Origin of the sequence: Roseovarius sp. MMSF_3281 (assembly GCF_030733685.1) — a bacterium.
Lineage (GTDB): Bacteria > Pseudomonadota > Alphaproteobacteria > Rhodobacterales > Rhodobacteraceae > Roseovarius.
Window position 1 is genome coordinate 59,220 of record NZ_JASHIM010000003.1, and the last position, 25,281, is coordinate 84,500.

The 25,281-nt window shown below is 57.0% G+C and carries 20 protein-coding genes; 3 read left to right on the plus strand and 17 right to left on the minus strand.

What is annotated here, in order from left to right; all coding sequences use genetic code 11:
* Nucleotides 1-343 precede the first annotated feature (343 nt).
* Together RBB32_RS05350 and RBB32_RS05355 are read left to right on the plus strand one after the other, a co-directional pair.
* Nucleotides 344-4,234: a hypothetical protein gene (locus RBB32_RS05350; protein WP_306151662.1), complete on the plus strand. Its 3,891-nt coding sequence runs from the start codon at nucleotides 344-346 to the stop codon at nucleotides 4,232-4,234.
* A 159-nt stretch (nucleotides 4,235-4,393) separates the two neighbouring features.
* Nucleotides 4,394-4,699, plus strand: coding sequence for a hypothetical protein (locus RBB32_RS05355; RefSeq protein WP_306151663.1), 306 nt, complete (start codon nucleotides 4,394-4,396; stop codon nucleotides 4,697-4,699).
* A gap of 207 nt (nucleotides 4,700-4,906) precedes the next feature.
* On the opposite strand, the gene RBB32_RS05360 is transcribed toward RBB32_RS05355, so the two are convergent.
* The 17 genes from RBB32_RS05360 to RBB32_RS05440 all read right to left on the minus strand — a co-directional run bounded on the left by RBB32_RS05360 (nucleotide 4,907) and on the right by RBB32_RS05440 (nucleotide 23,914).
* The gene (locus RBB32_RS05360) at nucleotides 4,907-6,271 is read right to left on the minus strand and encodes a hypothetical protein (protein ID WP_306151664.1); all 1,365 of its coding nucleotides are present in this window, start codon (nucleotides 6,269-6,271) and stop codon (nucleotides 4,907-4,909) included.
* Nucleotides 6,261-6,479, minus strand: a complete 219-nt coding sequence (locus RBB32_RS05365; RefSeq protein WP_306151665.1) for a hypothetical protein — start codon at nucleotides 6,477-6,479, stop codon at nucleotides 6,261-6,263. Before RBB32_RS05365 ends, RBB32_RS05360 begins: the two co-directional genes overlap by 11 nt.
* A gap of 134 nt (nucleotides 6,480-6,613) precedes the next feature.
* A complete protein-coding gene (locus tag RBB32_RS05370) occupies nucleotides 6,614-6,841 on the minus strand; it encodes an AlpA family transcriptional regulator (RefSeq protein WP_306151666.1) in 228 nt (75 codons plus the stop codon).
* A 106-nt stretch (nucleotides 6,842-6,947) separates the two neighbouring features.
* Nucleotides 6,948-7,628, minus strand: a complete 681-nt coding sequence (locus RBB32_RS05375; protein ID WP_306151667.1) for a hypothetical protein — start codon at nucleotides 7,626-7,628, stop codon at nucleotides 6,948-6,950.
* A gap of 227 nt (nucleotides 7,629-7,855) precedes the next feature.
* Nucleotides 7,856-9,046, minus strand: a complete 1,191-nt coding sequence (locus RBB32_RS05380; RefSeq protein WP_306151668.1) for a site-specific integrase — start codon at nucleotides 9,044-9,046, stop codon at nucleotides 7,856-7,858.
* A gap of 260 nt (nucleotides 9,047-9,306) precedes the next feature.
* Entirely contained in the window at nucleotides 9,307-10,923 is a 1,617-nt protein-coding gene (locus tag RBB32_RS05385; protein WP_306151669.1) for a GMC family oxidoreductase, read from the minus strand.
* Nucleotides 10,920-12,326, minus strand: a complete 1,407-nt coding sequence (locus RBB32_RS05390) for an FAD-binding oxidoreductase (RefSeq protein ID WP_306151670.1) — start codon at nucleotides 12,324-12,326, stop codon at nucleotides 10,920-10,922. Before RBB32_RS05390 ends, RBB32_RS05385 begins: the two co-directional genes overlap by 4 nt.
* The gene (locus RBB32_RS05395) at nucleotides 12,326-13,120 is read right to left on the minus strand and encodes a shikimate dehydrogenase (RefSeq protein WP_306151671.1); all 795 of its coding nucleotides are present in this window, start codon (nucleotides 13,118-13,120) and stop codon (nucleotides 12,326-12,328) included. Before RBB32_RS05395 ends, RBB32_RS05390 begins: the two co-directional genes overlap by 1 nt.
* Before the next feature lie 10 nt (nucleotides 13,121-13,130).
* Nucleotides 13,131-14,570 (minus strand): aldehyde dehydrogenase family protein, encoded by a 1,440-nt coding sequence (locus RBB32_RS05400; RefSeq protein WP_306151672.1) that lies wholly within the window; start codon nucleotides 14,568-14,570, stop codon nucleotides 13,131-13,133.
* Nucleotides 14,571-14,595: 25 nt separating this feature from the next.
* Nucleotides 14,596-15,405, minus strand: a complete 810-nt coding sequence (gene fabG, locus RBB32_RS05405) for a 3-oxoacyl-ACP reductase FabG (RefSeq protein WP_306151673.1) — start codon at nucleotides 15,403-15,405, stop codon at nucleotides 14,596-14,598.
* Between the two features lie 3 nt (nucleotides 15,406-15,408).
* The gene (locus tag RBB32_RS05410) at nucleotides 15,409-16,113 is read right to left on the minus strand and encodes an ABC transporter ATP-binding protein (RefSeq protein WP_306151674.1); all 705 of its coding nucleotides are present in this window, start codon (nucleotides 16,111-16,113) and stop codon (nucleotides 15,409-15,411) included.
* Nucleotides 16,100-17,899 (minus strand): branched-chain amino acid ABC transporter ATP-binding protein/permease, encoded by a 1,800-nt coding sequence (locus tag RBB32_RS05415; protein WP_306151675.1) that lies wholly within the window; start codon nucleotides 17,897-17,899, stop codon nucleotides 16,100-16,102. The genes RBB32_RS05410 and RBB32_RS05415 overlap by 14 nt, the downstream gene beginning before the upstream one ends.
* A 10-nt stretch (nucleotides 17,900-17,909) precedes the next feature.
* Nucleotides 17,910-18,794 (minus strand): branched-chain amino acid ABC transporter permease, encoded by an 885-nt coding sequence (locus RBB32_RS05420; protein ID WP_306151676.1) that lies wholly within the window; start codon nucleotides 18,792-18,794, stop codon nucleotides 17,910-17,912.
* 71 nt (nucleotides 18,795-18,865) lie between these two features.
* On the minus strand, nucleotides 18,866-20,068 hold the full coding sequence (locus RBB32_RS05425; RefSeq protein WP_306151677.1) for an ABC transporter substrate-binding protein: 1,203 nt from the start codon (nucleotides 20,066-20,068) through the stop codon (nucleotides 18,866-18,868).
* A 37-nt stretch (nucleotides 20,069-20,105) separates the two neighbouring features.
* On the minus strand, nucleotides 20,106-21,845 hold the full coding sequence (locus RBB32_RS05430; protein ID WP_306151678.1) for an acetolactate synthase catalytic subunit: 1,740 nt from the start codon (nucleotides 21,843-21,845) through the stop codon (nucleotides 20,106-20,108).
* 21 nt (nucleotides 21,846-21,866) lie between these two features.
* On the minus strand, nucleotides 21,867-22,859 hold the full coding sequence (locus RBB32_RS05435) for an NAD(P)H-quinone oxidoreductase (RefSeq protein WP_306151679.1): 993 nt from the start codon (nucleotides 22,857-22,859) through the stop codon (nucleotides 21,867-21,869).
* Entirely contained in the window at nucleotides 22,856-23,914 is a 1,059-nt protein-coding gene (locus RBB32_RS05440) for a zinc-binding dehydrogenase (RefSeq protein ID WP_306151680.1), read from the minus strand. Before RBB32_RS05440 ends, RBB32_RS05435 begins: the two co-directional genes overlap by 4 nt.
* A 132-nt stretch (nucleotides 23,915-24,046) precedes the next feature.
* Between RBB32_RS05440 and RBB32_RS05445 the strand changes: the two genes are divergently transcribed.
* Nucleotides 24,047-24,739, plus strand: coding sequence for a GntR family transcriptional regulator (locus tag RBB32_RS05445; RefSeq protein ID WP_306151681.1), 693 nt, complete (start codon nucleotides 24,047-24,049; stop codon nucleotides 24,737-24,739).
* Nucleotides 24,740-25,281: the final 542 nt, after the last annotated feature.

The window sequence follows — 25,281 nt, forward strand, 5'->3', positions numbered from 1 at the left end:
CTTCTTGCGTCGCTTCATCCCGCTGATCTGCCGGAAGCAATACGGAAGCACCATATCAATGAATAGTTCTGTTGCAGATATGAGGCACTATGCGAGTCGGTGAATGAATTGCAGGAATATCCGGCGGCTTTCAGTCGTTTTCTTCGGCCTGCACCAATGGTAGGTCGCAGGAACATCATTTCCAGTTTCCAGCGGTTCCTGACTGCAAGCCCATACTTGGCTACTTCACCAGAAAGAATTAGTGCCCATATCAGCTTGAGGTTGAATGCAGCCACTAAAGCACAGATATTGAAATCTGTCCGCACCACGCATTTTTTCTATTTTGGCGAAAAGGCATTCATCAATGGTTTCTTTTTTGGAAATTTCACCAGAACAAATCCAACGCCTAGATGAGCACTTGCTGGTAGAGTTACTCCGCAGGCTTTCCAAAGCTGAAATGCTGAAAAACGAAATCCCTTTGAGGGATGTGAATGTTCCAACGCAAATCCATATACCCGATGGGGGTGAAGACGGTCGCGTGTCATGGAGCGGAGGTTTAAACGAGACAGATTACCTACCTAGTAGGCATACTATTTTTCAATGTAAAAAAAGTGATCCTGGGCCCACGGGGTGCAAGAAGGAAACTTGGAAAAAGGGAACAGGAACCACAGACCATCCGGCAGAACTAAACGAGGCTTTGGATGAGGCTTTAGCCGCTAGCGGTTCCTACATCATCGTTACCGGCAGCGCCGTAGTCGGCACCAAGGTTACCGACCGGATCAGCAAAATCGAAGAAGGCATTAGGGATGCAGGTAAAAACCCTGATTTATTATCAAGTATCAGAATCTATGACGCAAATAAGTTATCTGACTGGACCTCCACCCACCCGGCAATTGCACTGTGGCTAAACAGCATTTTGCAAGAAGTCGATCTTGGGGGCCTGCAGTCTTTTGAATTATGGTCGCAAGATGGCGACATATCGCAAGTGGCCTTCCAGACCAGTGAAGAGCCGCGATTTCGCCTCACAGGAAACACAGCCCGAAATTTAATATCTGAGTTAGGGATCGATCAAAAAACGATCAATTTTGAACAACTTCAGGCAGTGATTGAGCATTTCTTCGCATCTGGTGGAAAGTCCGTTCGCGTTGTTGGTCCGTCTGGTTTTGGCAAGACGCGCGTCGTTCATGAATTATTCTCAAGAACAAATGATACATGCCCAACACTCGATTCTTCGTCAGTGGTTTTTTGTGACTTCGAAGATGTCTCGCAGCGCCTTGGCAGTCTTGCCTTGAACCTAGTCTCAAGCGGTGCCGAAAGCATTCTGATCGTCGATGATTGCCCAGACAATCTTCACAACGATCTGTTCAAAAAAGCTCAAAGAAATGGGTCCAAAGTTAGACTGATCACTTTGGATGTGGAAACTCGGTCTCAGGGCGTGTTTGGAAACCTTGTCATCGAACTACTTCCGGCTTCAGATGAGCTTATCAATGGGATTGTAGAAGGCAGCCCATATTCTAACGCAAAGAACGATGTCGGCTTCATTCGCGAACTAGCTCAAGGCTTTCCCAGAATGGCTCTGGTAGCAGCAGAAGCGGCGGAGAACGGCGACACAGAGCTGGTTTCGGTTGACGCATTGGTTAATCGGATTGTTTGGGGTAAAGAACAGGAAGATGCGGAAGCCCTTCGAGCGCTACAGTTCTTAAGCTTATTCACGTTTGTCGGCGTAGAAGGAGACAGGCAATTTGAGCTTGAGCAATTGGCAAGCTTTATGGAAACGCCGACCAAAGACATCTTTCGAGATTTGGCAGCATTTCGTGATCGTGGTGTTGTTGGAAGAGTGGGAGACTTTGCCGAAGCGCGTCCACAGCCACTGGCCGTAAGGCTAGCCGTTCAATTGCTCGACACTTCGCCGGAGGGTGAACTCATTCGGCTCTTCGAGAGGGTCGGCACAGACTTGCGTTTCAGATTGCTCAGTCGACTTAGGTGGCTAAGCTTCGATCATCGTGTTGCCGGTCTTGCATTGAGCATTGTCGAAACACTCATCCCAAGTATTGATGCACTCAACACAGACGAAGGCTCCAAATTCATGGATCGGCTCGTTCATCTGGAACCCGATCTAGCAATAGCTACACTTGAGGGCTTCCTTTCCCACTTATCAATCGATGAGCTCTTGGAGTTCAGAGGCGGTCGTCGCAATACGGTTTGGGCGTTAGAAAAGCTTGTTTTTCGGAATGACAGTTTTGAGCCCGCGGCCAATTTGTTGCTAAAACTGGCTGCAGCAGAAAACGAAAATTGGGGGAACAATGCTCACGCACAGTTTGTTGGACTGTTTCAACTACACCTATCAGGCACTGAGGTTGAACCTGCAAGACGACTAGAAATCTTAGATGCAGGGCTTAAGGATGAAGACTCCAGAATAAGGTCGGTTTGTATCGATGCGCTCGGAAGGATGCTGCAGACAGGACATTTTACTAGGTCAGGTGGCAATGAGCGGATTGGCGCAGACCCAGCCCTACAGGATTGGCAGCCCGAAATTTATAAAGATGTTTTCGAGTTCTACAATGCAGCTATAGATCGACTGACCGATATCGCGTTGGAAGCGAACGTCGAGAGCTACGAAAAGGCTACTTCGCATCTTGGAAGCAATATTCGTGGATTGCTTTCGTACCCCAATATTTTCGATAATCTACGAAAACAGGTAACGCGGGTTTTTGAGAGAAATCCTGCATGGACAGAGCCAATCAAGTCGATAAACCGATGGTTCTTTTTCGACAGCAAAGAGGCTCCGGCGGACTACGTCATTCAAGTGCGTGAATGGTATGACGAATTGTTTCCAGACTCCAAAGTGGACCAGATTTTGCTTTTGTCCGAAGGGTGGCCCGGAGACTTCCATGATATTGAAGTTCCGTACGACCCTCAGAACGACACAGACCATGAATATGCAATAACTTGCATTCGCGAGGCTGTCTCTACTCTTTCAAGAGATGCAAAAGATAACTCGGAGTTGGTTGGCAAGATTGTCCGTGGTGAATTCAACAGCGGTTGGGCTCTTGGATATGCGCTGGCTAATCATGTTGAGGATCCCGAAGCATTAATGGAATTAGCCTGTGAGGCTCTTCGCCTCCCGGAAGAAACTGTAATATGCCTTAAAACGTTTTGTGGCATTATATCTGGAAGCTTTGATCAATCTCGCGATGTCGGAATGGCCAACTTGGAGATTGCTTTGAGCACACCTGAGCTAGAAGCTTACGCCATTACATTGATTTCAGCCGCTCAAATGGATGCTGAAATTGCATCGCGCGTTGCCCAATTGGTTACTGACGGTCTATGCGATCCAAGACATGCCGCGACTCTAAGTTGTGGCCGTGGCTTTGACGATTATGACTTCGAGACTATTCTGCCACTTGCAGATGCTATCAAACAAACCGGACCGCTGGGAATATGGTCAGCCTTGGATTTGGTTTATATGTACAGATATGGACAACCCGAGAGCTCAGTAGAAAAAGCTTCATATTTAAAGGAACTTTGCTCTTGCCCAGACCTTTTCTCAGTTGAGGCGATCGGGGTAATGGACGCCCATCATTGGGAAAAAAGCATTGAAAAACTTGTCATTTCCAATCAGGTAGACGGAGCGTTCGTCGAAGCCATTTGTGATCGCTCGCTGGAACTGGCGACCGAAGCGGAGCATAATGTTCAACTGAAAATGGATGATGCAGCGTACAAGGTTTTGTTGCTTTGTGTGCAGTATGATCCCGCCGTGGTTTGGAACAGAGTTTTGGCAGCATTTGAGCACGCAGATGCCCTCACAAAGTGGCGGTTGCATAACCTTCTTAAAGGTTCGGATCGAACGCCCGGTCAGGCTGGAGTCCTAAACGATATCCCTGCAGAAATATATCTGAAATGGATAGGTGAAAAGCCCAACGAGCGGCTTGAGTTCGTGCTTGAATGGATCGAGTTGGTGGAACAAGATGAGGAAAGTCGTCTTTTTTGGACTTCTCAGTTTATATCGCTGATCGAAACCTATGCGTCCGACGTTTCTCAGCTTGAAGCAGTATATTGTAGACTGCACTCCGGCGTAAGTTGGGGTCCGTTCTCTGCTCGACTGAAGCCACTTGTTCCGCTGTTTCAGAGCCTTCGGAACAGCAAAAACCCAACAGTAAGAAAATGGTCCAGCGAATGCGTCCGGAGTCTAACTATTAGCATTGAGCAAGAAGAAAGAAGGGAAGCCAATCGGGAAGCAGAGCTACAAGGTTAACATCTTTTAGCTGTATCATGTCTGATTTAGGAGCCGCATAGGCTGCAGTCCCTGTGGTGATTAATCACACGAAAGGGCTCTGTATGATCTCTATATGATAATGCTGGTCCGAAGTGATGAGAACTTGCGCAGTCACCAAGGTCATTTATGCTGGCCTACATGGAGCTTATCTATCCAATAAACTTTGTAGGCCACGATGAGTGGATGGAAAGCGAATACGCACTCGATCTGGCAGGCGGCGACGTCATTACCCGTGACGGGGAAGTTCTTGGAAGCTGGCGCGTCGTGGAATATGACCCCGAAGATGATCAGAGCAGCGGGCGATACGAATTCGTCTTGGATGGGCAGGATGTCGTTTTGCTCACTGGGGAGTTTGCACATTTGGACTACAGGATCAGTAGAGGTCTTGTGCTTTCAACACTTACTCGTGAAATACGAGAATGGCACGAAGCCCAGCCAACCTGATACTCCGTTAGCGGTGACAATCTTCTTGTGACGGCGGCCAGCAGGTCTCAAGTACCCGCTAGTGGGAAAGTGGTGTCCAGCACCGTGTATAGGGGCGAATAGCATGAACCGAAACGCGAGAAACCGACGGTGTTTCCTGGCGAAAAATTAGTCATTTGATTTCTACGGCGGGCCAAGTGTACCACCAGCCCGCCGCATTACCGCAGACTATTGGTAAGTCTGACCCGGCGGCGCGTCTCGATTGGCCGGGTTGATAAAGGCATACCGATCCCGTGCATCCTGCAACTGTTTTGCGGTGCGTTCCGGGTCAGCCTTGGTCTGACCCGCCAGTTTCGAGGCCGTATCCTTGAAAAACCTTTCAAGGTCTTGCTCTTCCACGCCTTCAAGAGCGGCAAGGGTGATCGTGCTACCCTTGATGTTCTTTAATAGTACGCTGATGTGATGACTGCGCTGAATCTCTTTAACCGGGTTGGGGTCGGTGCCTTCGTACATCTCAATCAGGTCTGTATTGATCTCGCCCAGTGCGATTTCCCAGATTGGATGGTTGGGCCAGCGGGCGCGGTTGGTGTCATGGGTCGTAGGGACGGTGTAGCGGATCACTTGGCCCGTTTCATTGGTCAGATCGCCAAATCGTGTGAACAGGTCTTCCCACGTTCGGATATTCCAACGGTCTCGCAACAGGTGCTTGCCTGCCCGGAACTCAACACGCCAGATGCTCAGGTCGGGTGTATCCGGCCCGATGGTTGTTTGTGAGTTGGCGCGACGAGTCTGGTTCCAGAGATGCCACCAATGCGGCTTATGCTTCTGTATCACCTCGGCCCGCTTGTCATAGACGATGACCTGCCGCGCACGCGAGCTGCCGATGGTGACGGAGGTTGTACGCCCTGACTTGCCGCTGACCGCCATATCGGTATTCGCGATATGATCCCGGCGGTTCGTGCTGGAATGCATAATGACGGCCTCGGGATCGAGCACGAAGTCAAGCGGCGTGAGGATATCGACGCAGTAATCGACACGGGACATGCTGATATCCTCGGGCCGGGTTCGGATACCCAGCCGCTCCAATACGCTGTCGAGATGCGCCCGCGCCGCGCCAAGGCCCAGCGTTGCCAGAAAGGTTGAGCCAAAAATCACGCGGATGCCCCAAGGGTCTTTCGGGTTGGGCTTCTTGAAAGCCCATTGTGCACCCATAGGCCCGCCATTGGCCAGAATGCGATATCCTGACCCGCCATGCCCTTTGATATGGAATTGCACGCCATTGTAATCGGTCAGGGTGTCTTGCTGCTCTTTTTCGGCAAGGTCCTTTTGCGTTTCAAAATACTCGAACGCCTCGGGCGGTAAATTGACCTGAATGGCGATTGTTAGATTGTCGAAACCCTTGTGCAGAACCTGATAGGCGCCGGGGTGGTCTGTATTTCTGGAGAGGGGTGCTACTATCCCCCCTCTCCCGGTCCCGCCCGGATCGGAAACTGGGGTTTCTTGTGGCTGGTGTGCGCCTCCGGCGGGGTAGCTTCTGTTTTGGGGCCGGGGCGTGGCCCCGGCTTGGTTCAGTTTGAGTTTGTCAGCTTGCATTGGTTTTCCTCGAAATCCAGATTTCCGCGCGCTCGGCGCATTTTGCGATGTTGAGAAGGTCCGCGTGTGAAAAGGTCGTGGTGTTTTGCCAGTTCCCTTCCTTGTCGCGGTATGAGCGGGACAGATCGACGGAATAGAATCCTTCGTTGTCCCACACGGTGGCCGTGATCAGGCCAAGCCGCACTTTGAAGGCGGGTTGATTTGCCATGGTTTCCTTTCCTTGGCTGTCGGTTGTTGGCAGGCACAAGAAGGGCGCGAGGTGCGTTTACCCCGCGCCCCTTTTCGAGCCATCCGGCCCCAAAATCCCTTAAGGTGCTACCAACCCCTTAAGGGCAAAACTGGTTATTTGGTGGGTTCGGCTCCGGTGTTCGCAACACGCTTTGCGGCGATCCACTCTTGCAGGTCGCGGCGCGTGTAACGGACAGAACGCCCGGAAACTTTAATGAAGTGCGGACCGCCACCGCGTACGCGCCAGTTCTGCAACGCACGAACCGAATAACAGAGATAGCTGGCGGCTTCTTTCTCGTCGATCAAGCGATCAAAATAGTCTGGGTTTGTTTGGGTCTGCATCGTTTCACCTCGTTGCGTCTTAATGCTTTGAGGTGACTATGCAGCGTAAAGCCGGGTTTATTCTAATGGCGTAAATGTCCCGGATTTGAGCTATTTCCGCCATGACCTATTTTTTAAGGTCAAAAGCACGCCTCGCCGCATCTCCAAGCGCGTTGCCGCTCGGGTAAGCGCGATCATTCAAAGACCAGAAAACAGCATAAAGGAAGTCGAAAAACTGCCCTTGATATGGTTGCGAGCTATTTGATTCGTCATAGGTGTAAGTCTTCATTGGGGAATTGCCTGAGTATTTCTCGAAGATATCACCCAAATCCTTTATCGTGCTGGTCAACGTCGCATTTTGAGGCGGGCGCCCCCTTCCCCGGCTGAAATGCTTTTTTGCATCGTCCGTAATACTTGCAAAAGATTTCAATTCTTCGATCAATCGGCAGAGGCGAAATTCTCCGTAGGACAACCCCTCATACTCACCGGAATAGCATGGTTCGAAGCCTTCCGGCTCATTCTCAATGTTGTATGCAATTATCTCATGCTCAATATGATAATGTAGGTTTTCCAACTCAGTACGAAGCCGGCTAATTGATTTTTCCAGTTTGTTATAAGCTGAACTGCGTTCTTTCCACCCAAGGGCTGCTTTCCGATCTGGACCCGGCCTGTAGAAACGCAAAGCATCGCGCAGGTCTGATTTAAACTCGGCACATGGTTGCCCCTCGCGCCCACAGGTGGACCAAAGTTCATCAAGGTCCAGCCTCGAAATTGCTTTCTCACTTTCCTCGTCGGTGACGAAACCCAAGGGCAACCTCCGTCTTGTCATATGTGTAAATTTACCGAGATCGGCGAAGCATGAATTTGGCTGATTTCTTACGCGTACGTTCGTACGTAGGAAATTAGAAGCGTGCAAATTCTCGTACGTAGACAGGCTTTTATTCGTACGTACGTACGCGTTACAGCAGTGGGCCAAGCATCCCTATATCTATAGGCCCCTATATAAAGGCCCTACATATACGTAAGGTAACGGGGTCACTTAACCGCGCGCAGCCGCCGTGGTTCGCCACCCCTCTTACCTATAGCTCCGGCCAAGCGACTTGCCACTGACCCGGCGGCACGCTGTACGGCGTCGTCCGCCAGATGTGCGTAGCGCAGGGTGGTTTGCAAATTCCGATGCCCCATGATTTCTTTAAGCGTGAAGGGATCGATACCGTTCTGCATCGCAACCGATGCATAGGTGTGTCGCAGATCATGCAACCGCACGTCCGGCAGCCCGGCCCGGCTTCGAATACGTCGCCAAGGCCGCTCCAAATCTGTCAGGTGTCCATCTTCGGTCAGCCCCCGGATCACATAGGGGTTTCCATCCTCTCGGGGCAGGTTCATGAGGATTTCATATGCCTCTCGCGGCAGGGGAATGCGCCTGCGGCCTGTCTTGCTGTCCGGCAGGTCCAAGTGCGTGTAATGCACATAGGTCCATTTCAGGGTGGTGATCTCATTGCGACGGCACCCGGTCAGCATCAAAAGCATGATGGCCGACACGACAAAGACGGTTTCGCTTCCGTCTTCGAGACACTCATTCAAAACACGGCCCAAGCGCATCTGTTCATCGTCGCTTAGGTAGCGCTTCTTTTCTTCCTCTCGGTTCTTCTTGATCCGTCGCGCGGGGTTGGTGCCTTCGTCACGCAATCCCCAATCCTCCGCCGTGTTGAACAGCTTAGACAGCAACGACAGAACCCGGTTGGCCTGATAGGGCGCGTCAGCACTCAGTTTCAGGTGCAACGCCGCTACATCTGCGCGGGTCACATCTTGGATCAGCATCGGGCCAAGTGCTGGCTTGATATGCAGCCGGATCAGCATTTCGTAGGACCGATTTGTTGATGGCTTGCAATGGATCGCCGCGTAGTATTCCAAAAACCGCTCACAGAGCGCCTTGACTGTCGGGGCCTGCCTTCGATCCTGCCGGGTTGCTGAAGGGTCTTCACCGCGCAACACATCGCCTAGAAGGCGCTTTGCTTCGGCGCGGGCCTGATCGGCGGTCAGCACACCATGCGATCCTATGGTGTAGCGCCGGGTGCGACGTCCGCTGCGGTATTGTACCAGATAGGCCTTCTTGCCCGATGGATAGATCCGCACCCCGAACCCGGCCACGTCGCGGTCCCATTCGATATAGTCCACGCCCCGCAATTCGAGGGCTTCAACAGAGCGTTTTGTGAGCCGGAACATTTGTGAACACCTCCAAGTTCATGACTGCCTGCCGGAAGCAATACGGAAGCACCGTGCAGCAAAATCTGGAGTCGTTTGTGATAGGCAGGCGCAACAGCCGTCAATCTAAATATCTGAAATAAAGTGATTTTTCGCAGTGCGGCGAAATCTGGCGCGATACGGCGAAACCAACTGACCGGGACTTCTAATCAGCAGGTTCGGGGTTCGAGTCCTCGCGGGATCGCCATAAAATCAAATCGACTTTGGGATGCCCCGTCCGATCAGCCACCGTTACGTCCAAGAATGATATCCGCCCCTCGGTCCGCCAGCATCATGACCGCCGCCTGCGTGTTGCCTGACACCATATCGGGCATAACCGAAGCATCCACAACGCGCAGGCCACTGACCCCGCGCACCCGCAAATCGGGGCTGACGACGGATTGCCCTTCGGGCCCCATCCGGCAGGTGCCTAGCGTGTGGTAAATCGTCTGTCCGTTACGGCGTGCGAAATCCAGCCAATCGGCATCGCTGCGGCACTCGGGGCCGGGGGCGATCTCATGCATCCTGTAGCGATCCATGGGGTCTTGTTCGATGATCCGGCGGCCGATCTTCATACCTTCGACCATGGCCCGCTGATCTTCGGAACTATCAAGAAAATTCGGGCGAATGGCGGGCGGTGTCATGGGGTCGTCCGAGGTGATATGGATACTGCCCCGTGATTCAGGACGCAGCTGCGTCACCCCCAAGGTCATGCCCGGTTCACGGTCCAGTTTTCGTTCTGCCGCATTTGCATAACTTGCGTGCATGAAGAAATACTGAACGTCTGGCCCTTCCAACCCGTCACGCGTGCGCACAAAGCCATGCGCCAGACCTGTTCCAAACGTCAGGACGCCGGTACGGTTGAAAGCGTATTTCAACACTTCGCCGACAAGGTGCAGGCCGCGTGTTTGCTCGTTAAGCGTTTCGGGTCGTGAGACCCGCCAGCTCATTCGCGTACAGAAATGATCAATATAGTTTTCACCCACATTCGGATTCGCCACCCGCACCGGGATTCCCGCCGCTTTGAGGATTTCCGGATCGCCTATACCGGCGAGTTCCAGAAGTTGCGGGGATTGTATCGCCCCGGCGCAAAGGATCACTTCGTGCCCGGCGCATATACTGCGTTCCTGCCCCTGTTGATTGAACGTGACCCCCGTTGCACGTTGGCCGTCAAGGTCCAGCCCCGTCACCATGGCCCTGGTAAAGACAGTCAGGTTGGATCGGTTTCGCACCGGCTTGAGCCAGGCATCTGCGGCACTTATGCGCCTGCCGTTCCGCTGGTTCACCTGATAATATCCGAATCCATCCTGTGAAGCGCCGTTATAGTCGGGATTGCGCCGGTAGCCGGCGGCGACGGCGGCGTCGATGAAGGCCTCGCCGATGCCGGGACGTTCGCGCACCTCGCACAGGGCAAGCGGCCCATGCTTGCCGCGCAGGTCGTCCGGGTCCGGCCCGTCATAGGCCTCGATACGCCGAAAAACAGGCGCGACATCGGCCCAGCCCCATCCGCTGGCCCCAAGCTGTGCCCAGCGGTCGTAATCCTGCGGTTGCCCGCGCACATAGATCATCCCGTTGATCAGGGTTGAACCGCCCAGCCCCTTGCCTCGGGGCACGGCGATTTCGCGCATGTGGGTCGCCTTTTCCGGTTCTGTATGAAACCCCCAATTGTAATGCGGGTCGGTCAGGAGCTTGTAAAATCCGGCCGGGATCTTCGTCCATGGGCTCACGGCCTCGCCCCCGGCTTCTAGCAGGGCAACCCTGTACCGCCCGTTCTCACTCAATCGGTTGGCGAGAATACACCCGGCCGTGCCCCCTCCGACGATGACATAGTCAAACACCTGTGCCTCGCGTTCACTCATGCCGCTTTGTGCTCCTTGATGGACAGGCCCTTGCCGGGATTCAGGATGCCCTGCGGATCAAGGGCCGTCTTGATGCGCCCCAAAAGCACCTGTTCGGCCCTTGCGGTCAGACGTTCCCATTCCGCAACCCGATATTGTCCCAGGCCATGCTCAGCCGAGATTGACCCGCCATGCGCATGAACCAGATCATGCACCAAACGCATCACCCCTGTACTGTCCGCCTCCTTGGGCAACAGGACATTGACGTGCAGGTTGCCGTCGCCCAGATGGCCAAAGACATTCGGGGTTGCTTCGGCTTCGACCTCTGGCAAGCGTGTGCCGAAAGCTTCCAGAAATGCGGGAAAGGCCGCGATAGGAAGCGAGACGTCATGTTTGACACTGCGCCCCGACTTGGCCTCGGCCTCGGTGATATGTTCGCGTAGCGCCCAGAGGTGATCGGCCTGCCCCGCAGAAGATGCCACAACGCCATCGGTCGCCCAGCCCTTTTCAAACACGTCTTCCAGCATGGCCTCGGAGGTTTCGGCAAGGCCGGACAACGTGCTGCCTGCTTCGATCAGCAAATACCACGCCCCGGACTGCACGGGCAGGGTCAGGTTAAAATGCGTCTCGACCCGCTCCAATGCCGCGGCTTCCATCAGTTCGAAAGCCGTCAAGGCATCGCCCAGCACTGTCTGTGCATGGCTGAATACGCTCAATGCAGTCTGCACATCAGGTACGGAAACGAGGGCAACAGACCTGTGCAAGGGCCGTGGCACCAATCGCAGGGTCGCTGCGGTCACGATGCCAAGCGCCCCTTCGGACCCGATGAAAAGTTGTTTCCAGTAGCGCGCGGCGTTGTCTTTTCGCAGCGGGCGCAGGGCGTCGATCACCGTGCCATCCGCCAAGACGACCTCAAGCCCCAGCACCAGATCGCGGGTCATGCCATATCGCAAGACATTCACCCCACCGGCATTGGTTGCGATGATCCCGCCGATGGTGGCGCTTCCTTCGGCGGCAAGACTGACGGGGAAAAGACGGTCCTCCGCCGTGGCAGCCTCGCGTACGGATTGCAAGATTGCCCCGGCTTCCGCCTCGATGCACAGGCCAACGGGATCGACCGATCGGATATTGTTCATGCGGGCGAGGCTCAGAATCACCTGCGGCGCATCCCCCTGAGGTGTGGCCCCGCCGGCAAGGCCGGTATTGCCCCCTTGGGGCACGATGGCGACACCTGCCTCGGCACAGAGCCGCACCAGTGCCGACACCTCTTGCGTCGACCCCGGGCGCAAGACGGCAATCGCCTGTCCGGTAAACATATGCCGCCAGTCGGTCAGGTAACCCGCCATCATATCAGGGTCGGTGACGACAGCCGCATCAGAGGTTGCCGCGCGCAGACGCTCCGGAAACTCGTCCCCGGCTGTCATCACAACGCCCCCATGTGCTGTGCCATCAGGCGGATTTGGCTTTGCAGCATGGGAAGGCCTGTATGGATACGGCATCCGGCAGCCTTCGCCGCCTTGAGAAGCGGCGTCATCTCGGGGTCCATGATCGCCTCGGCGACGATTTGCCCGGAATGGAGCTGGCCTGTGTCCAGCGGCAGCGCGTCGTCCGGCTTCATCCCCAAGGAGGTCGCGTTCATGATCAAATCCTGTTCGGCCAAATCCATTGGGTCCGTCGAGAGGGCAAGATCAGGATAAGTTTGCGCGATACGGGCACAAAGCGCCTCGGCCTTCGACCGGGTCCGGTTGGCCACGGTCAGGGATTTGACCCCCGCCCCGGCCAGCGCGAAGGCCACGGCAGAGGCCGCCCCCCCTGCCCCAGCCACGTAGGCGCGCATTCCTTCGGGGGAGATCCCTGCGCCGCGCAGCCCTTCGACAAAACCGATCCCGTCCAGCATGGCACCGACCATCCGGCCATCCGCCTCGCGCCGAACGCAGTTGACGGCGCCGACGCGGACGGCCTCGTCGGTGGCGGTATCGCAAAGGTCCAGAATCGTGGATTTATGGGGCACCGTGGCGATGAACCCGCCGAAGTTTTCCGCCGCCCGCAGCCCATCCATCAGGCGCGCCACCCCTTCGGGGCGCGCATGAAAGGGCACCAATACGGCATCAATGCCTTCGTCCCGCGCCAGGGCGTTGAACACCTGCGGCGTTTTGACGTGATGGATGGGATCGGCAAGAATACCGTAAACCCGCGTATGTCCGGTGATCGTGGTCATGGTCTTCAACTCAATGCGCTGTGTAGCCGGTCTTGACGGTGCTGTAGAATTCGCGCGCGTAAGCGCCCTGTTCACGCGGTCCATAGCTGGAGCCTTTCCGCCCTCCGAAGGGAACATGGTAATCGACACCAGCCGTCGGCAGGTTGACCATGACCATCCCCGCCTCGGCGTTGCGGCGGAAATCGGCGGCATGTTTCAGGCTTGTCGTCGCGATCCCTGCGGACAGACCGAAATCGGTATCATTGGCCACTGCCAGCGCCTCGTCGTAATCACGGACGCGGATCACCGAAGCAATAGGGCCGAATATTTCTTCGCGTGCGATCGCCATGTCGCTTTTCACTTCGGTAAACAGCGCCGGGGCAAAGTAATATCCCGGGGTGTTCACCCTTGGCTGACCGCCTCCCGCGAAAAGATGCGCGCCGTCGGATTGACCGCGCTCCAGGTATTCAAGGTCGGTGTCCAGTTGCGACTGATCAACAACAGGGCCGATCTGTGTTGCCTCGTCCAGGGCGTTTCCGACGCGCAGCGCCGTCATCCGTTGGCTCAGGGCTTCAATGAAACGGTCATGGATTCCTTCCGTCACAATAAGGCGTGACGACGCGGTACAACGCTGGCCCGTCGAGTAAAACGCCCCGTTCAAAGCGGCCTCAACGGCCACGTCAAGATCCGCGTCATCGAGAACCACGAAGGGGTTTTTCCCGCCCATCTCCATCTGGATTTTCTTCATCGGTTGCGAGCCGACGCATCCCGCGGCAATCCGTCGGCCGGTGCTGACCGAGCCGGTAAAGGACACCGCGTCGATGCCGGGGTGGCTCACCATCCGCTCCCCCACGACCGATCCACGCCCCATCACAAGGTTCAGCACGCCCTCGGGCAGCCCGGCCCGTACAAGGATATCGGTCAGCATCCAGGCGCTATGCGGCACCAGGTCGGCAGGTTTGAAAACAACGCAGTTGCCCCAGGCGAGAGCCGGTGCGATCTTCCATGCCGGAATGGCGATAGGGAAGTTCCACGGCGTGATCAGCCCGACCACCCCCACCCCTTCACGGGTGACCTCAACCCCGACTCCGGGGCGCACCGATGGTATGCTTTCGCCCCCGGTACGCAGGCATTCGCCAGCGAAAAAGCCAAGCACCTGACCGGCGCGGGTGGCTTCGCCAATCCCTTCCGCCAGCGTCTTGCCTTCTTCCCGCGACAGGATACGCCCAAGTTCATCAGCCCTTGTGATCACCTCGTCCGAAGCGCGTTTCAGGATGTCATGCCGTCGTTGCGGCGTGCTTCGCGACCATGCGGGAAACGCCGTGCGGGCCGCCTCGACCGCACGATCCACATCCTCGGCAGAGCCGCGGGCGAACTCTGCGATCACATCATTGGTATCCGAAGGATTGATATTTCGCGTGGCGTCGTTTCCATCGGCCCAGCTTCCCGCGATGAAGTTCTTGTAAACCATGTGTCTGTCTCTTGTTGTTGTGCTGTCAGGTCATCGCCAAGCCGCCAGCGACATCAATCGTCTGGCCGGTCACGAACCCGGATTCGGGCGATGTTAACCATAGCGCCACATCGGCCACTTCATCGGGCTGTCCAAGGCGTGACAGCGGGGTCAGGCGCACCTGTTCCTCGTTCACCTCAGGCGCAACCCCCCTGACCATCGGTGTTTCGATACGGCCCGGCGCCATGGCATTGACCCGGATACCGTGCGGCCCCAACTCACCTGCGAGATGCTTTGTGAAACCGATTACGGCCGATTTGGTCGCCGCATAATGGCACGCGACGATCGGGAAATAGGTTTTGCCCGCCACCGAGGAGGTATTGACGATCCAGCCGCGCCCGGCTTCGCGCATGGCCGGGGTCAACGCCCGGATGGTGTTGAAAGTGCCCGTCAGGTTTACATCGACAACCCGAGACCATTCAGCCGGGTCCATTTCCCAGACCCGATGTGCGCTACCGTCATGCTTGGGCGATATCCCGGCATTGTTGATGACCGTATCGAATGCCCCGCCCATCGTATCCGCGGCCTTGGCCAGCGCATTTTCAAGCGCGGCGTAGTCGGCAACATCCACTTTCATCGGAATCGCCCGGCCACGCCCTGCGGTCGTGATGGAATCGACGGTTTCGGCAATCGCCGCATCATCCATATCGGCCACGCCCACGGTTGCCCCGCGCAGAGCGAAGCCCTCGGCAATGGCGCGGCCAATCCCCTTGGCCGCCCCGGTTACCAGAACCCGGCGCCCTGCATGGCTGTCGCGGCGGATGAATTCGGGGTGGTTTTGCTCACGTATTCCCATGAATCATATCCCCAGATACGCGCGGCGGACGTGATCGTTCGAAAGCAGGGCCTCGGCCGTGTCCGACAGCGCGATTTCCCCGTTTTCAAGGACATATCCCCGGTCCGCAGATTGCAGCGTAGTGAAAACATTCTGCTCGACGATCAGAACCGTTGCCCCGCTGGCCGCGACTTTCTTGACCACCTCGAACACCTGCTCGACGATGATCGGTGCAAGCCCGAGCGAAGGTTCATCGAACATCAGGAGCCTCGGCTTGGCCATCATGCCACGCGCGATGGCGACCATCTGTTGTTCCCCACCGGAAAGGGACGACGCCATCTGATCCAGACGTTCGCTGACCCGCGGAAACAGGTCGAGCACATAGTCCAGTGTCTCGTTCTGCACACTGCGCGCCCCGCTGCGGAACGCCCCCAGCAAAAGGTTGTCCCGCACCGTCATATCCGGGAAAAGCTGCCGGCCTTCGGGGATCATGGTGATACCAAGATCCACCACGTCATGCGCCGCAAGCTTGGTGATGTCGCGACCCTCGAAGTATATGTGCCCCGAGGTCGGCGTGATTTGTCCGGCGATGGCACGTAACGTCGTCGTTTTACCCGCGCCGTTGGCGCCTACGATCGTCACGACCTCACCGGGTTGAACATCCAGGGATACGTCCTGAAGGATCGTCGTGGCGCCATAGCCTGCGTGAATATTTTCAAGAGTTAGCATCGGCAAACCCCTTTCCGAGATAAGCTTCGATCACATGCGGGTCGCGCACCACCTCTTGTGGATCGCCTTCGGCAACGATCTCACCCGAGTTGAGAACAATCACGCGGTCCGACAAGGACATGACCGCCTGCATGACATGCTCAATGGCGATGATGCTGACGCCGGTATCGCGGATCGACAACATTAGGTCGATGGCACGGCGAACATCGGTCTGGTTGATCCCTGCCATCACCTCGTCAAGCAGCAGGATACGCGGTTCCATCGCCATGACGCGGGCCACTTCCAGACGCTTGAGACCACCGATGGTCAACCCGTTCGCTTCGGCATTGAGCCATGGACCAAGGCCCATGCGGTGGGCGGTTTCGCGGGCGGCCTCGCGGGCATCATTCACATCGGGGTGGCGATAGAACGCGCCGACCATGATGTTTTCCTCGACGGTCATTGCCGCGAAGGGCTGAACGATCTGGAAGGTACGGCCCACGCCGATCGAGGCAAAATCCGCCGGGCTAACGGGCGCGCTAAAGTTGCCGGCACTGTCCGATACTGTCACTTTACCGCTATCGGGCTGCAAGAAGCCGGACAGCATATTGAAAAGTGTCGTCTTACCCGCCCCGTTGGGGCCGATCATTCCAAGGATTTCGCCTTCACGCAGATTGAAGCTGACATCCTTGGTCACATGCAAGCCACCGAAATGTTTGTCGAGGTTTTCCACCCGGAGAATCTCAGGGCCCATCTTGTGCTCGGGCTCGGCGCGGGGCACGGCAGCCACCGGAGCCGCCTGCGTTTGGCCGGTCTCCTCGTCCTCGTCGTCTTTTTGCAGGTAACGGTGCAGCACGCCCATGATCCCATTGGGCATGAACAGGACGGCCAGCACCAGCATCACACCATAGACGAACCCATGCAAACCAAGCGCCTCGGCCCCCAGCCAGCCACGGGCCAGTTCGGTAAGCGGCACCAGAAGCAAGGCCCCCAGAAGCGGCCCGTAAACCGTGCCGATCCCGCCGATTAGCGCAAACATGGCAATCTGGATCGAGAACGAAAGCGAGAACATCGACGAAGGTTCGATAAAGGTCAGGTACATGGCGTGGAACGTGCCCACCATCGAGGCCAGTGCCGCCGAAATCGCCACCGCGATCAGACGCACCTGTACGGTTCGCACGCCTGCGGCCTTGGCCGCGGACTCCCGCTCGCGTGTCGCCACGAGATAATAGCCCAGCTTGCCACTACGTATCCATTGCGCCACGGCCAGACAGAGTAGCAACATGCCAAAGGCGATGATCAGGGACGGCAGGCGTTCGCGGAAAACCATCCATTCCCACCCCATCTTGATCGGGATCATCAGGCCGGTCGCCCCGCCTGTCAGGTCACGGAAGTGAAGCGCAAGAACCCGGAACACCTCCAGAAACGCGATGGTGGCCAATGCAAAGAACGGACCATGCAAGCGGAAACAGGGATAGCTGATCACGACCGCCGCCAGCGCCGCGAAGGCCGCCCCGACGAACATGCCCAGCCATGGGCTGATGCCCATGTTCATCAGGATCACGCCGGCATAGGCACCGATCCCGTAGAAGATTGCATGCCCCAGCGAAAGTTGCCCGGCAAACCCGCCGACGATATTCCACGCCGTGGACAGTGCCGCGAAGATGCAGATCGTGACAAAGACGTGATAGACGAAGGCATCTCCGATCACGACAGGGGTGATGAACAGCGCCGCCAGGGTCGCCAGCAACGCGGGTGCCGCCCAAGAAGCTGTACGGGGCGAGCCAAGGGATAGAATGTGTTTCATGGCCCTCTCCTCAGCTAATATGTGAAAGTTTTTGCTTCGATCCGAAAAGCCCGGAAGGCCGCAAGATCAGGATGACAAGGAAAACCCCGAAGACGACAGCCTCGCGCAGGTCGGCCCCGATGTAGAATCCGGACAACGAGTCGATCAGCCCGATCACCATCGCACCGACGAAGGCGCCGGGGATCGACCCCCACCCGCCGAGGATGACGACGACAAAGGCGATCAGGACGAAATAGGTGCCGATGTTGCTTGAAGTCGGATAGAGCGGTGCCACCAGAACAGAGGCCATACCGACGCAGGCGGCCCCTAATCCGAAGCTGAGCACGTAAATCCAGTTGACGTTGATACCCATCAACTGGGCAGCGGTCCGGTTTTGTGCCACGGCACGAATGGCAAGGCCCGTGCGACTGCGGCGCAGGAAAAGTTCCATTCCGATCACGAGCAGGATCGCCGCGCCAAGAATGAACAACTGTCCCTCCAAGACCCGGATCGGCCCGAATTCCAACGGTGTACGCAGCCCGTAGGCAGGCGTATTCGCGATGTCGGCCCCGTAGATCAGAAGTGCAAGGTTGATCATCGCGGTCGAAAGACCGACCGTGGCGAATATCTGAATATGTTCGTCACGTGCATTCATCAGCGGCTGGATCAGCAGTTTCTGCGTCACCCCGCCCAGAACAAAGAGTGCGGGTGCGACGACAACCACAGCCGCATAGGGGTGCAGTCCCAGTTTCGTGGTGAACAGCCATGTCAGGAACATACCCGCCATCAGAAATTCGCCATGGGCGAAGTTCACGATCTTGATGATACCGAAGATCATGGTCAGGCCGATGCTGATGATCGCAAACAGACCGCCCAGCATCAGACCATTGACAACAACCTGAATAAAAGTTTCCAAAACGCGCCCTCCTATCGAGCGTGGCCCAAGAAAGTGGCTGGCAAGACTGCCAGCCACTTCTGACAGGGAAGTCAGTTACCGAGTTTCATCTCGGTCACGGCACCCGCGTCGGGATAGACCGTGACCAACTGGCCATCTTGCCATTGCATCCCCATCATGGAGGCGCGTTCGTTCTGGTTGTTCTCGCCGAACTTGATGCCGTATCCAGCGGCTGTATCGCCTTCCTGAACATCGATACCGGCCATGGCCTCGACGATGGTATCGGGTTCAAAATTCTCTGCGCCGTCAAGGGCTTCGAGAATCGCCATCGCACCGACATAGTTGTTCAGGGAGTGCCCCGAACGGGGGTTTTCGCCGTATTTTTCCTTGTAAGTTTCGACGAACGCCTCAAGACCGGGCGTATAGTCGGTATTCACCGCGTATTGCGTGAAATCGGCGTCCAGAACGCCCTCGATCACGTCGTTGCCCACGGCTTCCGCGGTTGGCAGCATCGAATAACCGCCGCCACCACCGATGATCGCGGCGGGCTCGAACCCTGCTTCGTTGGCCTGTTGCAGGAACAACACCGAGTCATTCTGATACGAGGTCTGGAACACGACATCGACGTCGCGCTGCTTGAGATCAAGCACGATGGAAGACATATCAACCGTCGAAGCCGGGTAGCCCTGTGTCGTGACGATGTTCAGGCCAGCCTCTTCACCATAGCGTTCCTGGTGCCCTGCAACCGAGGTTCCATAAGCCGAATCCTCATGGATGATCCCGATTTTCAGATCGCCGGGTTCCTTGCCAAGGCCCGGTGCGACCTTGTCGACCACCATTTGCACGATGAGTTCACCCATGTCTTCGGCGGTCGGGTTGGTCCGGAACAGGTACTGAAGCCCCCGGCCCGTCACATCGTCAGCAACCGCACCCAGTTCAAAATAGGGAATGCCAGACAATTCAGCGACCTGGCTGGCTGCAATCGACCGCGACGACGAGTAGGTACCGAAAATCGCCTTGACGCCAGCAACCGAGATCAACCGGCGGGCTTCGCCGATGGCCTGGTTGTTATCGACGGCATCGCCACGTTCCAGAACGATCTGCTCGCCCTGCACTCCTCCGTTGGCGTTCACTTCATCAACAGCGATCTCAAGCCCCCGCGCGCTTTCTTCGCCCAACAGGGCAAGCTGCCCACTGAACGGATAGAGCGCGCCGAACTTGATATCTGCCATGGCCTGTCCGGCCATGAGCGACAGTACAATTGCAGTACTGGTCAGGAATCCTTTGCGTGACATAGTATCTCCTCCTCTGGTTCATCGCAAAAAGTTGGTCTTAGTAATCGAGTGCGGCTTTCCCGTGGAACACGGTGACGGGCGGGTGTGCCCGTTCATCGGTCACGACATCAATCACGGTCACGCCATCGGCCTTCAACGCGTCGGACAACGCCGGAGCGAAACCCTCGGCCGTTTCCACGCGAACACCCGCACAGCCGCAGGCACGGGCAATGGCAGCGTGATCGACGGCTTCGAAATGGCAAACATCCGTATGGTCACCGAACAGGCTCAGTTCGGCGTGCTTCTGATATCCGAGAATCTGATTGTTCAGGACAACCACCACCATCGGCAGTTTCATCCGGCGGGCGGTTTCCAGTTCCGACCAGACATGGGCAAATCCGCCATCACCGGTCACACAGATCACCGGGGCATCGGGTTGCGCGCTTTTCGCGCCGATGGCATAGGGCAAACCCCAGCCCAACCCGGCCAGGCCACGCGGTGCCAAAAAACGCTGCCCGGACCTTGAGGCCGTCAAGCCATTCGCAATCCAGATCGACGAATAGCTCGCGTCAGCCACGACGATGGCATCATCGCTAAGCTGCTTGTCGATTTCGGCCATCATGCGCTCGGGACGCACGGGGGCCTGATCCATATCGACGATCTCCAGAAGTTCCTTCTGCGCCGCCTCGTGCCCCTCGGCAATCCGGGTTTCGATATCCGAACGGCGCGCGTCCAGCGCGGCGGTGTCCCGCGCATCAAGCGCATCGGCCAGCGCGTCGAGAGACAAGCGCGCATCCCCGACAAGACGTACCGCAGCCTCGTAGTTTCGGCCCACTTCAGTACCGTCCACATCCAGATGGATATACGTGGCGTTCTCGGGATAAAGCGACCAGCTATCGGTGCCGTTCTGGTTGGTCCGATTGCCGATCAACAGCACGACATCCGCCCCGGTCACAAGATCGCGCATATGCGAGGTTCGGCTGCCGGGGGCCATGAAATACCCGACCACACCAACCGAAAGCGGATCGGTTTCCGCCACCGCCCCTTTCCCCATGAGCGTGGTCGCCACCGGAATCCCAAGTGACTGCAACCGGCCAAGCGCATCATAGGCACGCGAGGAATGAATGCCCCCGCCGGCAATCACAAGCGGCGCTTTCGCACCGGCCAGAAGGTCCGCTGCCTCGGCGACGCGGGCCGGATCGGCACAGGTCCTGTCCAGCGGGTATTCCCCGAGGTTCGCGGCCCGACGCGGCGCGTCAGGGGTAAATTCCGGCGCTTCGTCCAGTACATCGACAGGTACCAACAGAACCGCAGGCCCGGCGCGGCCCGTCGCGGCATTGGTAAACGCCATGTCGACATAATCGTCGATGCGCGATGCATCCGGCACCCGCCGCACCCATTTGGCGACCCCGGAAAACAGAGCGACATGATCCAGCTCCTGAAAGGCGTTCTTGTCGGTAAAGTCGCGATGCACTTCCTGCACGATGGCCACCACGGGAATCGACGCCTTATGCGCTTCGGCAAGGCCGGGAACGAGCAACGTCGCCGCCGGGCCATTCTGCGCCGTCACCACAGGCACCTTGCCGGATATGCGGGCATAGGCATCGGCCATCGCCGCACCGGCATTCTCAGTACGGTAACCGACCTGCCGAATGCCATGGTCCGGCGCCGCGAGGATCAGTGCGGACGGTAGGGATTGCCCGAAGATTTCTGTCACGCCGTGGCGCGACAGGGCCGCCGCCATGATCTGCCCTCCGGACTGGTTACCCTTGGCAAAACCTTTGCTGTGCTTTGTCATGCTCAATTTCCTTGATTTCGTTTATTCTGTTGTCAGGACGATCTTGCCAATGTGCTGACTGCTATCCATCCGCGCATGGGCCTTGGCCACGTCTTCCAGTGCGAAGGTGCTGTCGATCAGCGGGCGCACCGCCCCCGAGGCCAGCATCGGACCGACGTTCTTTTCCACCGCCCGTGCAAGCCGTTCCTTCATCTCGATGGGGCGCGCCCTCAGTGTCGATCCGCTCAGCGTCAGCCGCTTGAAAAGAAGAGGCCCAAGGTCGAGGTCGGTCCGGCTTCCTGTCTGGAAGGCAATCTGCGATATGCGGCCATCTTCGGCCACGACATCGAGATTGCGTTGAAAATAATCCGCACCCACCATGTCGAGCACTACATCAGGCCCCCGCCCCCCGGTCAGGTCACGGGCCGCCGTGACGAAATCGTCCGACTTGTAATTGATCGCGTGATCAGCGCCGAGCTTGAGGCATGCTTTGCATTTCTCGTCCGACCCCGCGGTCACGATGACATTCGCGTCAATGGCCTTGGCCAGCATCGTCGCAGTCGTCCCGATCCCGGAGGTTCCGCCGTGGATCAAAATCGTCTCGCCGGATTGCAGCCCAGCCCGTTCAAAGACGTTGCTCCAGACGGTAAAGAATGTTTCGGGCACCGCCCCCGCTTCGACCATCGACAGATTATCGGGCACGGCGATTGCGGTCTGTTCGGGCAGGACGGCCCGGTCGGCATAAGCCCCCGACGCGACCAGCCCCATGACCCGATCACCGACGGCAAAATGCTGCACATCCGGCCCGACGGCCTCGACTTCTCCCGCCAGCTCCAGCCCAAGCACATCAGAGGCCCCCGGCGGCGGCGGATAATTCCCCTGGCGCTGCATGACATCCGGGCGGTTTACCCCGGCCGCCATAACGCGCACCAAAAGTTCCCGTGGACCGGGCTGCGCCAAAGGTGCCTCAGTCACTTCAAGAACCTCCGGGCCGCCGGCCCCCTTCGCGATTACGGCACGTGTTGTTTGCGTCATTGACCGTTTTCCTCCTCGGCATGGTCCGGCACCAGCATCACCTTGACCGCCGCGCCCCCCTTGGCGATTTCGAACCCTTCCGGGCCGCGACTGAACGGCAACTGGTGAGTGATCAACTGCGACAGAACACCCCCGTTGTCCGACAGAAGCGAAATGGCCTCCACGAACGCGGCGCGCGTCGTATCATGCGCACCCCGGATTTGTTTTTTCTCACGAACAAAACGGGTCAGGTCGATCTCGCAGGGCCGCGCATGTATGCCGGCCGCCACGAACACACCACCCGGCCGCAAAAGGCGCAGCCCCTGCGATACAGAATCGGGATGGCCCGTAGCCTCGATCACCATGTCGGCATCACGCCCGAAAACCCGGCGCGCCTCGGAGGCAAGATCGGCACGTGCCAAATCCACGACATGCTTCAAGTCCATGTCCTGCGCCGCCTTCAGGCGTGCATCATCGTTCAGCCCGGCCAGAAGGACCTGCGCGCCGCGATGTTGTGCGACCCATGCCGCACCAAGGCCGATCGGCCCCGGCCCCAGAACCACGACGGCATCCCCGGGGCCAGCCTCGGACAAATCAACGCTATTCACCGACACGGCCAGCGGCTCAGCAAGGGCCGCAATACGCGGGTCCAGATCATTCGGCACGATGAAGCAGCGACCTGCGGGCACATCCACCCATTCGGCGTACCCCCCGTCCCGGTGCAACCCTATGATGGAGCGGTCACGGCACTGTTCAGGGTGACCGCGCTTGCAGCCTTCACATTTCCCACAGGCGATGACGGGCCAACAAACCACCCGATGGCCTTCTGCGAAGTCATTCACTCCGGGGCCAACTGCATGTACTGTACCGCAAAACTCGTGCCCCAACGTGACCGGAAGACGTTCTTCCATGAACTCGTAGCCAGAGGACCATTCATAGGCATGCAAATCGCTTCCGCAGATCCCCGCCGCTTCGACCCGCACCCTAAGCATGCCCTGACCCGGCCGACCCTGAGGATCGGGAACGGTGCAAACGTCGATTCCCGGACGCGCACTGAGTTTTCTGACTGCTATCATCTGTCCCCTCCGAACGCGGGCAATTCAAGTGATGATGGCTCCTCAACATCATATCGCCTTGGCGCGTTATAACAAATAACGTAATATGTTATTACAGACGTGGCAACTGGTTAGTACGAAAAGGTGGAACTCGTGGAGAATAGCTCGGAAAAGCAAATGAAATCAGAAAGTTGGGTACAGCCAATCGTAAAGGAAAACCTTAGCGACAGAGCTTATAACGCCTTACGGAACGCCTTGATGAGAGGGCACTTGGAACCGGGTAACCAGCTTCCGCTTCGTCCGACATCGGCGCGATTCGGCATCAGCCCCACCCCCATGCGCGAAGCCCTGACCCGTCTTGTCGTCGAACGCGCCTTGACCCTCAACGGCCGTGGAACCGTCACGGTCCCGCACTTGACGAAGGATCAATTGCTGGAAATCCGAAATATCCGAATGGATCTGGAAGGCCGCTGCGCGGCCCAGGCCGCCCAAGCCGCAAGCGCAGACGAAATCAAGTCACTGGCTGACCTTCATGCACAATTTATGGAGGCACAAAAGAACAAGGACTACAAGGAAGCGGTGGACCTGAACACACAGTTCCACCTCCAGCTTGCCAAACTGGCCAAACTTCCCCTGACCTATGAAATCATTGAGGGCCTGTGGGTAAGGTGCGGGCCGATTCTAACCCACTTGTACGACTCAGGCTTGCCTGCAACCGGGGAACCCCATCCGCATCAGCGAGTTCTGGACGCGCTAGGCAAACAAGATTCCGCCGGTGCACGCGATGCAATTTCCCATGACATCGAGGAAGGGGGGCAAGGCCTTCTCGACTACGTGTCCCGCTAAAGGCTTTGCTTAACGGACAGTGACCGAAGAACGTGAAACTGGGCCGCCCCCGAAATTCTCCACCGTGTATTCAGCGACAATGACACGTCCGGTTTGGAAATCGAAGGCCTCGTGACGGAAGACTTCCTTGAACGAATTGATTTCGCCGTGTCCCATCGCTAGGGCCTGATGATCGAAATGCGCAGCGAGGCGTTGATCTCGCCGCGTTAGCCACTGACAAGCTTTGCCGGATCAACCACTTTTCGGCGGCGTTCTTGAAAGCGGAGGGATATTGACCGTTCTCCATGCCAACGATCGGGACCATTTCAATCAACAGACGATGTTGGGAATGACCGAGGAAACACGCCGGAAAACAGACTGCCTCAAAAAATGAACACGCGATCACTGGAAAGGCCAAGCACCCGCCTCGTGCGGGGCTTTTTTTGCCTTGTTTCACAAGGTGTGCATGTTTCTGGCTCTAATGTGCATACTCATACCATAGCTGCTTTCGCGGTTCCTGAGAAAATCTCTAAATAACAACAGGCTGGGAACTCTTGGTGGCA

Excerpts from the sequence above, each read along its gene's own strand:
- RBB32_RS05370 (WP_306151666.1), bottom strand. The coding sequence starts at position 6,841 with ATGCAGACCCAAACAAACCCAGACTATTTTGATCGCTTGATCGACGAG.
- RBB32_RS05390 (WP_306151670.1), bottom strand. The coding sequence starts at position 12,326 with ATGACAGCCGGGGACGAGTTTCCGGAGCGTCTGCGCGCGGCAACCTCT.
- RBB32_RS05385 (WP_306151669.1), bottom strand. The coding sequence starts at position 10,923 with ATGAGTGAACGCGAGGCACAGGTGTTTGACTATGTCATCGTCGGAGGG.
- RBB32_RS05380 (WP_306151668.1), bottom strand. The coding sequence starts at position 9,046 with ATGTTCCGGCTCACAAAACGCTCTGTTGAAGCCCTCGAATTGCGGGGC.
- RBB32_RS05350 (WP_306151662.1), top strand. The coding sequence starts at position 344 with ATGGTTTCTTTTTTGGAAATTTCACCAGAACAAATCCAACGCCTAGAT.
- RBB32_RS05395 (WP_306151671.1), bottom strand. The coding sequence starts at position 13,120 with ATGACCACGATCACCGGACATACGCGGGTTTACGGTATTCTTGCCGAT.
- RBB32_RS05360 (WP_306151664.1), bottom strand. The coding sequence starts at position 6,271 with ATGCAAGCTGACAAACTCAAACTGAACCAAGCCGGGGCCACGCCCCGG.
- RBB32_RS05425 (WP_306151677.1), bottom strand. The coding sequence starts at position 20,068 with ATGTCACGCAAAGGATTCCTGACCAGTACTGCAATTGTACTGTCGCTC.
- RBB32_RS05440 (WP_306151680.1), bottom strand. The coding sequence starts at position 23,914 with ATGATAGCAGTCAGAAAACTCAGTGCGCGTCCGGGAATCGACGTTTGC.
- RBB32_RS05415 (WP_306151675.1), bottom strand. The coding sequence starts at position 17,899 with ATGAAACACATTCTATCCCTTGGCTCGCCCCGTACAGCTTCTTGGGCG.
- RBB32_RS05365 (WP_306151665.1), bottom strand. The coding sequence starts at position 6,479 with ATGGCAAATCAACCCGCCTTCAAAGTGCGGCTTGGCCTGATCACGGCC.
- RBB32_RS05435 (WP_306151679.1), bottom strand. The coding sequence starts at position 22,859 with ATGACGCAAACAACACGTGCCGTAATCGCGAAGGGGGCCGGCGGCCCG.
- RBB32_RS05410 (WP_306151674.1), bottom strand. The coding sequence starts at position 16,113 with ATGCTAACTCTTGAAAATATTCACGCAGGCTATGGCGCCACGACGATC.
- RBB32_RS05400 (WP_306151672.1), bottom strand. The coding sequence starts at position 14,570 with ATGGTTTACAAGAACTTCATCGCGGGAAGCTGGGCCGATGGAAACGAC.
- RBB32_RS05355 (WP_306151663.1), top strand. The coding sequence starts at position 4,394 with ATGGAGCTTATCTATCCAATAAACTTTGTAGGCCACGATGAGTGGATG.
- RBB32_RS05430 (WP_306151678.1), bottom strand. The coding sequence starts at position 21,845 with ATGACAAAGCACAGCAAAGGTTTTGCCAAGGGTAACCAGTCCGGAGGG.
- fabG (WP_306151673.1), bottom strand. The coding sequence starts at position 15,405 with ATGGGAATACGTGAGCAAAACCACCCCGAATTCATCCGCCGCGACAGC.